This window comes from Streptomyces sp. NPDC048275, from assembly GCF_040652275.1.
Classification (GTDB): domain Bacteria; phylum Actinomycetota; class Actinomycetes; order Streptomycetales; family Streptomycetaceae; genus Streptomyces.
On the sequence record NZ_JBEZLR010000163.1, the window covers coordinates 1 to 12,485 of the forward strand.

At 71.4% G+C, this 12,485-nt stretch carries 6 protein-coding genes; 5 read left to right on the plus strand and 1 reads right to left on the minus strand.

Annotation, left to right across the window (positions count from 1 at the left end; all coding sequences use genetic code 11):
• Positions 1-1,532 (minus strand): condensation domain-containing protein (locus AB0D57_RS45540; protein ID WP_362088345.1); only part of this gene is annotated, 1,532 nt, incomplete at its 3' end.
• Positions 1,533-1,895: 363 nt separating this feature from the next.
• Here AB0D57_RS45540 and AB0D57_RS45545 point away from each other — a divergent pair.
• From AB0D57_RS45545 to AB0D57_RS45565, 5 genes are all read left to right on the plus strand, one after another.
• Positions 1,896-3,737, plus strand: coding sequence for a fatty acyl-AMP ligase (locus AB0D57_RS45545; protein WP_362088347.1), 1,842 nt, complete (start codon positions 1,896-1,898; stop codon positions 3,735-3,737).
• Positions 3,738-3,754: 17 nt separating this feature from the next.
• On the plus strand, positions 3,755-5,515 hold the full coding sequence (locus AB0D57_RS45550) for an acyl-CoA dehydrogenase (protein WP_362088349.1): 1,761 nt from the start codon (positions 3,755-3,757) through the stop codon (positions 5,513-5,515).
• A complete protein-coding gene (locus tag AB0D57_RS45555; protein ID WP_362088351.1) occupies positions 5,512-7,266 on the plus strand; it encodes an acyl-CoA dehydrogenase family protein in 1,755 nt (584 codons plus the stop codon). Before AB0D57_RS45550 ends, AB0D57_RS45555 begins: the two co-directional genes overlap by 4 nt.
• 2 nt (positions 7,267-7,268) lie before the next feature.
• Positions 7,269-7,553 (plus strand): acyl carrier protein, encoded by a 285-nt coding sequence (locus tag AB0D57_RS45560; protein ID WP_362088354.1) that lies wholly within the window; start codon positions 7,269-7,271, stop codon positions 7,551-7,553.
• A gap of 190 nt (positions 7,554-7,743) precedes the next feature.
• Positions 7,744-12,485: amino acid adenylation domain-containing protein (locus tag AB0D57_RS45565; RefSeq protein ID WP_362088356.1), on the plus strand; the 4,742-nt coding region annotated here is incomplete at its 3' end.

The following is a 12,485-nucleotide window of genomic DNA, read 5'->3' on the forward strand; positions in this document are numbered from 1 at the left end:
AGCTCCCGATACGACAACCGGACATCCCCACACGACACCGCGACGGCCCCCGGCGACACCTCCGCCCGCCGCGCGAACCAGCCCGCCAACGTCACCCCAGACTCACCACCCCGGAAGCCGTCCGCCGAAGCAGTCCAGGCCGCAACCAGCCCGTCCCGCTCCCCCCGCGACAACACCTCCACCCGGCCCACCGGCCGCGACGGATCACCCACCACCGCCTCCAACACCCGCACAAACCGCTCGATCAAGGTCCCGACGGCCGCCTCGTCGAACACGTCCGGCCGGTGGTCGAGACGGAAGCGCATCGTGGTGCCCGGGAGGGCGACCAGGGTCAGGGGGTAGTGGGAGCGGTCGCTGGTGCTCTGTCCGACTACGCGGACGGTGTCGGCGTGGGTCTTGGCGTCCTGCGGCGCGGTGGTGGAGGAAGCGGACGTAGAGGTGGACGCTGTCAGCCGCGCCGGGTCCTGGGGGTAGTTCTCGAACACCACCATGGTGTCGAAGAGTTCGGGAAGCCCTGACGCCTGCTGGATGTCGGTGAGCCCGAGGTGCTGGTGGGGGAGCAGGTCCAGTTGGGCGCGGTGGAGGCGCTCCAGCAGCTGTCCGACCGGTTCGGCGGGGCGGAGGGTCACGCGCAGCGGGACCGTGTTGATGAACAGCCCGACCATGCTCTCGATGCCGGGTATCTCCGGTGGCCGGCCGGAGACGGTGACGCCGAAGACGATGTCGTCCCGGCCGAGGATCTTGGAGAGCAGCAGGGACCACGCGCCCTGCACCAGGGTGCTGACGGTCAGGCCGAGGCCGCGTGCGCGGGCGGTGAGTCGCTCGGTCTGTTGTTCGGTCAGGGCGAAGGTGACGCGCTCGGGAACGGCGGGCGCGGAGTCGGCCTGCCGGGGGGCCACCAGTGTCGGCTCCGTCAGGCCGGACAGTGCGTCGGCCCAGGTGGCGCGTGCGGTGTCCCGGTCCTGTCCGGCGAGCCAGCCCAGGAAGGTGCGGTACGGCGTCACGGGTGGCAGGGCGCGGGCGTCGCCGCCGTCGGCATAGAGGGCGAAGAGCTCGTGCAGCAGTACGGACAGGGACCAGCCGTCCAGGAGCAGGTGATGGAACGTCAGGGAGAAGCGGTACTGCCGGTCGGTGAGCCGCAGCAGGGTGAAACGGACCAGCGGGGGAGCGGACAGGTCGAAGCGGGTCGCGCGGTCGGCGCGCAGCAACTCCTCGGCCCGGGCGGCTCGTGCGTCGTCGTCCGGCAGTGCGGTGAGGTCCGTCTCGTGCCAGGGGGTCCGTACCGACCGGGGCACGATCTGCACCGGCGTCTTCAGTCCCTCGTGCCGGAATCCCACGCGCAGGCTCGAGTGGCGGGCCAGCAGGGAATCGGCGGCCGTGCGCAGGGCGGTCGTGTCGAGCGGCCCGGATATGTCGAGGATGTGCTGGGAGACATAAACGTCTTCGGTGTCCGGGTCGTAAAGGCCGTGAAATAGAAGGCCTTCCTGCAGCGGAGTCAGCGGAAGAATATCCTCGAGTCCGGTCTGCTTCACTCCCGCACCTCTCGTTGTTTGTGCAATGCCCATGACGGCTGGGCACGAGTATTCAACACCAGCCCATCAGTCCTGTCACCGGATTAAGGGGAGGCTGAATATCCCGATGTATCCGTGCGTGACGTGGTCGGGGATAAAGGCTTCCGCGAGCCCTGGTTTCGGTGCCGGGAGGGCCGAAAAATCGACCGAGAGTGATGCTCCGGACACCTAGGGTGTCATTTGGGGGCGTGGTTGCGGGTTCGGGGTCGGTTGACTGGCTTGAACGGAGCGGGCTATGTTCCCCCGCCAGATGGAATTCTGTCGTGAGCCGCGCGTTGTGTGCCGCAGTCCTGCGTTGTGTGCCGCGCTTTGGGGGAATGGCCAATGTCCATTGCTGTTGTAGATCTTCCCAGCGTCACCGATGCGTTTCGCAGAAATGCGGAGTCCCGTCCCGGCGAACCCGCGGTGACTTTCGTACGTGACCTCTCCGCCGGAAAGGTCGACGAAACGCTGACGTATGCGGAACTCGACGTGGCCGCCCGGGAAATAGCGGTGCGGCTCGGTGGCCGGCTGGCACCGGGAGACCGTGCCCTCCTGCTGTACCCGGAGGGCATCCACTTCGCCGCCGCTTTCCTGGGCTGCCTGTACGCCGGTGTGGTCGCCGTGCCGGCGCCGCTCCCCGGGCAGTACCGCCACCAGCGGGAACGGGTCACGGCCATCGCCCGCAACGCCGGGGTCGGCATCGTCCTCACGAACTCAATCGCCCACGCGGACGTCCGCGAGTGGGCCGCCGCCGAGGAGTCGGTCACGGCGGACATCGTGGTGACGGATCTGAGGACGGGCGGGGCGATCGACGGGGCGACGGACGAGGAGGCGTACGAGGAGGCGTACGAGGGGGCGGCGGCGGTCGATCCGGACGCCTGGGTCGCGCCTCCCCTCGGCCACGACACGCTCGCGCTGCTCCAGTACACGTCCGGCTCCACGGGTGAGCCGAAGGGCGTGATGATCACCCACGGCAATCTGCTGCACAACGTCGACAGCCTGCGCCGTACCTTCGGCCTTGACGCTTCGACCCACTTCGGCTCTTGGATCCCGCACTACCACGACATGGGGCTGATGGGGGTCCTGCTGCCCCCGCTCGTGCTTGGCGGCTCCTGCACGCTGATGGCCCCCACCACGTTCCTGAAGCGGCCGCACTGGTGGCTGCGGATGATCGACGCGTACGACCTCGACTGGTCGCCCGGGCCGAACTTCGCGTACGAGCTCTGCGCCCGCCAGATCACCGACGAGCAACTCGACGGAGTGGACCTCTCCCGCTGGAAGTACGCGCCCAACGGATCGGAACCCGTGCAGGCGTCCACGCTGGCCACCTTCGCCGAGCGGTTCGCGGCCGCCGGCTTCCGCGCCGGAGCGCTCACCCCGTGCTACGGCATGGCGGAGGCCACCGTGTTCATCTCGGGCGCGGGAACCCGGGAGCCGGTGATCCGGCAGGTCGACGCGGAGGCGCTGGCGCGGCACGAGTTCGTGCCGACCGTGGCCTGGCCGCACAGCCGAGCCGTGGTGAGCTGCGGCGCGGCGCACGACTACACCGTGCGCGTCGTCGATCCGCACACCCGTGAGGTGCTGCCGCAGGGGCGGATCGGCGAGATCTGGCTGCGGGGCGACAGCGTCGCCCAGGGGTACTGGGAACGGCCGGAAGCCACTCAGGACACCTTCCGGGCAGAGACCGCCGACGGGCAGGGCGGCTTCCTGCGGACCGGGGATCTGGGCCTGGTGCACGAGGGCGAGATCCATGTGACCGGCCGTATCAAGGAGACACTCATCGTCCGCGGCCGCAACCTGTACCCGCAGGACATCGAGCACGAACTGCGCGCCCAGCACGATGACTTGAAGGGTCTGTTCGGAGCGGTCTTCACGGTCTCGGTGCCCGGCCCGGACCGTACCGACGAGCGCATCGTCGTCACGCACGAGGTCCGTGGACGGCTGAGCGCCGACGTCCTCGCCAAGCTCACCGCCGGCATCCGGCAGACGGTGGCGCGCGAGTTCGGCACCGGCGTCCACACGGTGGCGCTGCTGCGCCGCGGCGGGGTGCGCCGGACCACCAGCGGAAAGATCCAGCGAGCCACGATGCGCGAGCTGTTCCTGGCCGGTGACCTCAAACCGCTGCACCTGGACGCCGACACCGACCGGGCTCGGGGCCGCGCCTCGGCGCGGCGGCAGGCGTGAGAGAGGGAGGCCGCAAGGTGAGACGGTCCGCCGTCGAAGCCCTGGAGTCGGTGCTGGGAGCTCCGGGAGACGAACACGAGGCGTTCCGGCCCGCGGCGCTGGCCGAACTCGACCGGCGGGAGGCGTTCCCGGCCGCGGCGTGCGGGGTTCTGGACGACTTCGGACTCAACGCGCACTACGTACCCGTCGCAGCGGGTGGCAGGCTGGACGACCACAGCGAGCTCATGCTCCTGCTGCGCACCGTGGCCCGCCGTGATCTGACCGCCGCGGTCGGCCACGGCAAGACGTTCCTCGGCGCGGCCTCGGTGTGGGTGGCCGGGGATACCGAACAGGCCCTGCGCACCGGCGAGTCGATCTCCTCCGGGGCGATCGCGTCCTGGGGGCTGACCGAGCGGGACCATGGCAGCGATCTGCTCGCGGGACGGGTCACGGCGACCCGCACCGCCGACGGCTGGCTCCTCGACGGTGAGAAGTGGCTGATCAACAACGCCACCCGGGGCCGCTTGGTCTGTGTGCTCGCACGGACCGAGGCGAACGGCGGCCCCCGTGGCTTCAGCCTGTTCCTGGTGGACAAACAGGATCTCGCGGACGGGGCGTTCAGCTGCCTGCCCAAGGTTCCCACGCACGGTATCCGGGGCGCGGACATCAGCGGCATCGCGTTCCACCGGGCCGAGATCCCGCACGCGGCGCTCGTGGGCGAGACGGGAGCCGGTATCGAGATCGTCCTCAAAGCCCTGCAGCTCACCCGGACCACCTGCGTGGCGCTGTCCCTCGGGGCGGGCGACACGGCCCTGCGGATCGCCGTGGACTACGCGCGCGAACGGCGCCTTTACGGCCGTACTCTCGCGGAACTGCCCCGGATCCGCCGCATCCTGGGCGAGATCAGCGCCGCGCACCTGCTGGCGGAGGCCACGGGCACGGTGGCGAGCCGCAGCATCCACGCGCTCACCGGGGAGATGAGCGTGACCTCCGCGGTCGCCAAGGCCCTCGTCCCCGAACTGGTGCAGGGGATCCTCGACCGGAGCGCGGAACTCCTCGGCGTCCGGAGCTTCCTCACCGAGGAGTACGCCGACGGCGTGTTCGCCAAGCTGGAGCGCGACCACCGGGTCGTCGCCATCTTCGACGGCAACACCGCCGTCAACCGCAACGCCCTGATCGACCAGTTCCCGCTGCTCGCCGCCGGCTACCGGCGGGGCCGGGCGGACACGGACGGCGTCGCCGCGGCGGCTCGACTCACCGCACCACTCCCCGAGTTCGACCGCGAGCGGCTCGCGCTGATATCCCAGGGCGGCTGCAGCCCGGTGCAGAGCCTGGCCGACGCGGTCGCGCGCATCCGCGCCCAGGCCGAGGCGGGAGGGCTCCCCCCGGAGGTGGCCGACCTGGCCGACCGGATCAAGGCCGAGACGGATGCCCTGCACCAGGAGCTCGCCACCCAGCGGCGGACCGCACGGGACGTACCCCCGGAGGCCTTCGCACGGGCCGAGCGCTACGAGCTGTGCTACGCGGCCGCGGCCTGCCTGCACGTGTGGCTGAACAACGCCCGCCCACCGGCGGACTCCGGTGCCCGCCCCCAGGCGGCCCCCGCCGAAGAGCCGACCGTGTGGCACGACGGGCTCTGGCTGCAGGCATGCCTGAGCACCGTTCTCACCCGCCTCGGCCACCCCCTCGGAGAGGCGGGCGCCGCGGCCTACGACCGACTCGCCGAGCACGCGCTCGACACGGCGATACCGACCCTGGCCACCGTGCCCGGGCGCCACCCAGTCAGGAGTGCCTCATGACGAGCCCGACCACCCTGGCCACGGGCACGGCGTTCCCGCACCGGGCCGACGCACTGGAGCGGCACCTCGGCGACCCCTGGGACCAGGACAATCCCCTGGGCTTCCGGCACATCCTGGCCGCGGACGAACAGGGCGAGATGTTCACCGCCGGGGAGGACGCCCTCGACGCCTACGGACTCAACGCCGAGTTCGTGCCGCCCGCATACGGCGGACGCCTGACCCGTCTCGACGACCTCATCGAGATCATGCGGTCCGTCTACCGCCGAGACCCCTGCCTGGGCCTCGGATACGGCGCCAGCTCCTTCATCGCCGCCGTCAACATCTGGACCGCGGGCAGCGAGGAGCAGCGCCACCAGGTCGCCGGGCTGCTCCTGCGCCACCGGAAGGTGTCCGTCGCCTACCACGAACTGGCCCACGGCAACGACATGGCCGGTACGGAGTTCGAGGCCATGCCCGGACCCGACGGACTCCTCCTCAACGGACGCAAGGAGGTCGTCACCAACCTCCAACGCTCCGACGCAGTCGTCATGTTCGCGCGCACCGACCGCCGCCCGGGCAGCCGCAGCCACTCCCAGATACTCGTCGACAAGGCATCCGTCCCCGCCGGCCGGATGCGCTACCTGCCCCGCTTCACCAGCGTCGGCATGCGCGGAGTCCAGCTCGGCGGCATCGAGTTCGACGACTGCCCGCTGCCCGCAGACAGCATCGTGGGACGGCAGGGCCAGGGCCTGGAGACGGCCCTGAAGTCCTTCCAGATCACCCGCACCACGCTGGTCGCGATGTTCAACGGCATCCTCGACACCGGCCTGCGCACCACCCTGCGGCACCTGACCGCACGCAGGCTCTACGGACGCAGGGCCGTCGACCTCCCCGAGGTGCGGTCCGTGCTCGCCGCCACCCATGCCGACCTGCTGCTGTGCGATGCCTTCGCCACCGTGGCGGCCCGCGCCATCCACCTCGTCCCGGCCGAGACCGGGATCTACGCACAGGCCGTCAAGTTCTTCGTCTCCAAGGTCCTGATGGACGCCATGCACCGGCTGTCCACCCTCCTCGGCGCCCACTTCTACATCCGCGAGGGCGAGCACGCCATCTTCCAGAAGCTGCTGCGCGACATCCAGCCGGCCGGCTTCGGACACGCCGCCCGCGCCGCGTGCCAGATGTCGCTACTGCCCCAACTGCCGCTGCTGGCCCGCAGATCGTGGCCGACGGGTCAGCCCGCCCCCGAGGAGCTCTTCCGCCTCGACGCCGACCTGCCACCCATCCCCTTCGACCGGCTGGCCGTCACCGCGGGCGGGCGCGAGCGGCTCAGCTCCTCACTGGCCACGGGCCTCGCCGCGGAACCCGCGCTGCTGCTCGCCCACCCCGTGATCCGGCAGACCGGCGACCACCTCACGGACGACCTCCGCCGCCTCACCGGCGAATGCGCGCGGCTGCCCGCCGCCGAGCTGTCCGTGGCGGCGAGTTCATCCTCGTACGACCTCACCCACCGCTATGTGAACGTGCTGGTGGCCGCCGCGTGCGTCGAACTGTGGCGCACCAACCAGAGCCACCCGGACCCCTTCCTCGCCGACCCGGCCTGGCTGGCCGCCGTGCTCGCCAGGATCCCCCTGCGCCCCGGGCACCCGCCCGCGCGGCTGCCCCACGACCTCGAACAGCGGCTCTTCGACGAGCTCGTCGAGCGCTACGAATCCGGCACGAGTCTCGGCCTGGTGAGGCGAGGACTCACCGGCCACCACACCAAGGAGAACTGATCATGTCGAGTTTCGCCGTCGAGAAGTCCACCCCGAACCTCTCCGCCGAGGAGCTGTCGGTCTGGCTCACCGAGCGCATCGCCGCACACCTGGAGATGCCCGCCGACGACATACGGCCCGACGAACCGCTCGGGGCGTACGGCCTCGACTCCATCTACGCCCTCACCGTCGTCGCGGAGATCGAGGACCACCTCGGGGTGACCCTCGAGCCCACCGTCATGTGGGACGAGCCGACCGTCGCCGGGCTCGTCGACGTCATCTCCGCCGAACTGCCGCTCGCGGCCTGACCGCTTGACGGCTTGACGGCCTGACCGTTCGGAGCCACCGCGGGCGCGGGCAGCCCGCGGTGGCTCGATGAATGACTGAAGCAGAAGCAGAAGTGCCCGTCCGAAGAGCGAAGAGAACGTGGGTAGGTATTCAGTGTCTGAGCATGGGTCGGTTCGTCGGACTGTTTCGGCCGCGCAGACGGGTATCTGGGTGGCTCAGCAACTGGCCCCCGACAGCCCGCTGTACAACTGCGCCACCTACTTCGAGATCTCAGGACGGGTTTCGGGAGGGGACTCAGGACGGGTCGATACCGCGCTCCTGACCGAGGCGGTCCGCCGCACGGTCGCGGAGACCGAGGCCCTGCGCGTGCGCTTCGCCGAGGACGACGACGAGCTGTGGCAGATCGTGGAGCCGGCCGGCGACGACATCCCCGTGCACATCCTGGATGTCGCCGCCGAGCCCGACCCGGACGCGGCCGCCCGCGCCTGGATGGACGACGACCTGGCCACCCCGGTGGACCTGCGGTCGGGACCGCTGTACACCCACGCCCTCTTCCACACTGGCGAGAGCCGCTCCCTGCTCTACTTCCGCCACCACCACATCGCGCTGGACGGCTATGGGCAGGCCGTGTACTGCCGCAGGCTCGCCCAGACCTACACCGCCCTGGCCGCGGGCCAGGAACCCCCGGCCTCCCGCTTCCGCCCGCTGGCCGAAATCGTCGGCCAGGACCACGACTACCGCACCTCACCCCGCCACGACGCGGACCGCGCGTACTGGCACGCCGCCTTCACGGACCTGCCCGAGCCCGCCCCGCTGACCGGCCGCGTCGCCGAACCGTCACCGGTCGCCCTGCGCCGCACCGTCCTGCTGCCCGCCGACCGCATGGCGCGCCTCGCCGGAGCGGGCCGCTGGTCGTCCGTGCTGCTCGCCGCGGTCACCGCGTACACCCACCGTCTCACCGCCGCCGAGGACGCGGTCGTCGGTCTGCCCACGACGGCCCGCACCACCCCCGGCGCACTCGGCACGCCCGCGATGTTCGCCAATGAGGTCCCGCTGCGCCTGGCCGTGACCTCGGACACCACCTTCGCGGACCTCGTCCGGCAGGTCACCGCCCAGGTCGGCGGCGCCCTCGCGCACCAGCGCTACCGCAGCGAGGACCTGCACCGCGACCTGAAACTCTCCGGCGGCAGCGGCGGACTGCACTCGGTCACCGTCAACGCCATGTCCTTCGGCCGGGAGATCCGCTTCGGCGGCCTCGACACCGTCATGCACCCGCTGTGGACCGGCCCGGTCAAGGACCTGTCCGTGGTGTCCTTCGGCGACCCGGCGACGTCCGAGCGCGGCGTGCTCCTCGAGTTCGACGCCAACCCCGCCCTCTACACGGAGGCGGAACTCGCCGCCCACCAGGACCGCTTCGTCGCCTTCCTCACCGCGCTCGCCGCCGACCCCGACCAGCCGGTGGGCGACGTGGACCTGCTCGACGAGGCCGAACGCGCACGCGTCCTGACGGACTGGAACGACACCGCCCACCCGATTCCCGCCCCCTCGCTGACCGAACTCCTCGAAGCCCGCGCCCAGCACACCCCGGAGGCCGTGGCCCTCGTCCACGGCACCACCCGGACCACCTACGGCGAACTCGACGCCCGCGCCAACCATGTCGCGCGCCTCCTCGTCCAGCGCGGAATCGGGCCCGAGCAGTACGTCGCCGTGGCCCTGCCGCGCTCCACCGAGCTCGTCGTGGCCCTGCTCGCCGTCCTCAAGACGGGCGCGGCCTATCTGCCCATCGACCCCGAGTACCCGGCCGACCGCATCGCCTACGTCCTCGACGACGCGCGCCCCGCCCTCGTCCTGACCAACGGCGAACTCGCCGGCCGGCTCCCCGACTCGGACGTGCCCCACCTCCGGCTCGACCAGGCCGCCCGCACCGACGCCCTGCCGGACGCCGACCCGCGGCAGCGGGAACGTACGGCCGCCGCCCGCCCCGACCACCCCGCCTACGTCATCTACACCTCCGGCTCCACCGGACGGCCCAAGGGCGTCGTCGTCCCCCGCGGGGCCCTCGACAACTTCCTCGCCGCCATGGCCCACCGCCTCCGCACGACGGCGGACGACCGGCTGCTCGCCGTGACCACGGTGGGCTTCGACATCGCCGGACTCGAGCTGTACCTGCCGCTGCTGTCCGGCGCCACCGTCGTCCTGGCCGACCGCGACGAGGTCCGCGACCCGGACGCCCTGAGGGACCTCATCACCCGCGAGGCCGTCACCGTCATGCAGGCTACCCCCAGCCTCTGGCACGCCCTGGCGGCCGAGCACGGCGACGCCCTGAAGGACGTACGGGTCCTCGTGGGCGGCGAAGCGCTCCCCACCGGGCTCGCCGACACCCTGACCGCCGTCACCGCGTCCGTCACCAACCTCTACGGCCCGACCGAGACGACCATCTGGTCCACGGCCTCCGACATCACCCGCGACGCCCCCGTCTCCATCGGCCGCCCCATTCTCAACACCCGCGTGTACGTCCTCGACCAGGCGCTGCGGCCCGTGCCGGTCGGCGTCCCGGGCGAGCTGTACATCGCGGGTGCCGGACTGGCCCGCGGCTACCACGGCCGCCCCGGCCTGACGGCGGAACGGTTCGTGGCGGATCCGTTCGGTGCGGCGGGCTCGCGCATGTACCGCACGGGTGACGTCGTGCGCTGGACGCCGGACGGTGAGTTGGCGTACCTGCGGCGTGCCGACGATCAGGTCAAGCTGCGCGGCTTCCGGATCGAACTCGGCGAGATCGAGTCCGTACTGCTGCGCCACCCGTCCGTCGGCCGCGCCGCGGTCGTCGTCCGCGAGGACCGGCCGGGCGACCGGCGCCTGGCGGCCTACGTGGTGCCGGTCGGTGCCTCCGACACCTCCGACGCCTCTGGCGCCTTCGATGCCTCTGACGCCTTCGACCCGGCGGGCCTGCGTGCGCATCTCGCCGCGACCCTGCCCGACTACATGATCCCCGCCGCGTTCGTCGCGCTGCCGTCGCTGCCGCTGACCCCGAACGGAAAACTGGACCGCAAGGCCCTGCCCGTACCGGACTACGGCACCGATGACACGGAGCGGCGCGCACCCCGCACCGCGCAAGAACACGCCCTGTGCGCGCTCTTCGCCGACGTGCTCGGACTGCCCGAAGTCGGCATCGACGACGACTTCTTCGCCTCCGGCGGCGACAGCATCATGGCCACGCGCCTCGTCGGCCGGGCCCGCCGTGCCGGACTGCGGCTCACCGCCCGGGACGTGTTCCGGCACCGGACCGTGGCGGAACTCGCTTCGCTTGCCGAGTTCGAACCGCAGCAGGGCGGCGCGGACGACAGCGCCGTCGCGCAGATCGCGCTGCTGCCGGACGAGGACGTCGCACAGGCCAAGGAAGCGGTCCCGGGCGCGGTGGACGTACTGCCCCTCTCCCCGCTCCAGGAAGGCCTGTTCTTCCACAACCAGTTCGACACCGCCGCCCTCGACCACTACAACGCGCAACTCGTCCTCGCCCTCGAAGGCACCCTCGACGCCGAGGCCCTGCGCGCCGCGGCCGACACGGTCCTCGCCCGGCACGCCGTGCTGCGTTCCGGCTTCCGGCAGGTCGGCAACGGCCGTGCGGTCGCCGTCGTGGCCGAGACCGTGACCGCGCCGTGGCACGAGGCCGATCTGACGCACCTCGGGGAGGGGGAGGAACGTGAGGCGACCTGGCTGCGTCTCCTCGACGAGGAGCGCTGGACCCGCTTCGACCTGTCCGCACCGCCGCTGATCAGGTTCACTCTGGCCCGGCTCGCCGCCGACCAGTGGCGGCTCGTCCTGACCAACCACCACATCGTGCTCGACGGCTGGTCCCTGCCCCTGGTCGTACGCGATCTGCTCGCCGCCTACGCGGAGCGGACCGCCGGTGCCGACACAGCGGGCAGTCCGCCCCGCGTACGCCCCTACCGCGACCACCTCGGGTGGCTGGCCGGACGCGACCACGACGCCGCAATCGAGGCGTGGAGCACCGCACTCGCCGGAGTCGACGAACCCACGAGGCTGGGCACCGACCGCCCCGGAGCCGGAGCTGAGTCCGCGGCTCAGCAGCGCATCCGCTTCGCCCTGCCCGAGGACACCGCCCGGGCCCTCACCCGGGCCGCCCGTTCCCACGGCGTCACCCCCAACACCCTGGTGCAGGCCACCTGGGCCATGCTGCTCGGCCGCCTGACCGGCCGCGACGACGTCGTCTTCGGCGTGACCGCGGCGGGCCGGCCGGCGGAACTCACCGGCGCGGACACGATGGTGGGCCTCTTCGTCAACACCCTCCCGCTGCGCGCGACCCTGCGCCCGTGGGAGACGGTGACGGAGTTCCTCCGCCGTCTCCAGGACGAACAGGCCGAACTCGTCGACCACCAGCACATCGGCCTCGCCGAACTGCAACGCCTCGCCGGCGTCGGTGAACTCTTCGACACCCTGACGGTGTTCGAGAACTTCCCCCTCGACCACGAGGCCATCAACGCCTCCGCCGCCCGCGCCGGCCTCTCGGTCGGCGACGCGGAGATCCGCGGCGGCACGCACTACGCCCTGGGCCTTGCCGCCATTCCTACCCCGTTCGACGGCATGGGCTTCCGCCTCGATTTCCGCCCGGACCTGGTGGACCGCGAGTACGCGGAGGGTGTGGCGGACCAGTTCGTGCGGGTGCTGGAAGCGGTCGTGACGGCACCGGAGACCCCGGTGGGCAGGATCGGCGTGCTGGCTGAAGGCGAGCGGCGGCGCGTGCTGGAGGAGTGGAACGACTCCGACACCGGGGCTGTGGCCGGGGATGTGGTGGAGGAGTTCCGGGCGCGGGTGGCGGTGGTGCCGGACGCGTCGGCCGTGGTGTTCGACGGTGTGTCGGTGTCGTACGCGGAGTTGGATGCGCGGAGTGAGCGTGTGGCGCGGTTGTTGGTGGAGGCGGGGGTGGGGGCGGA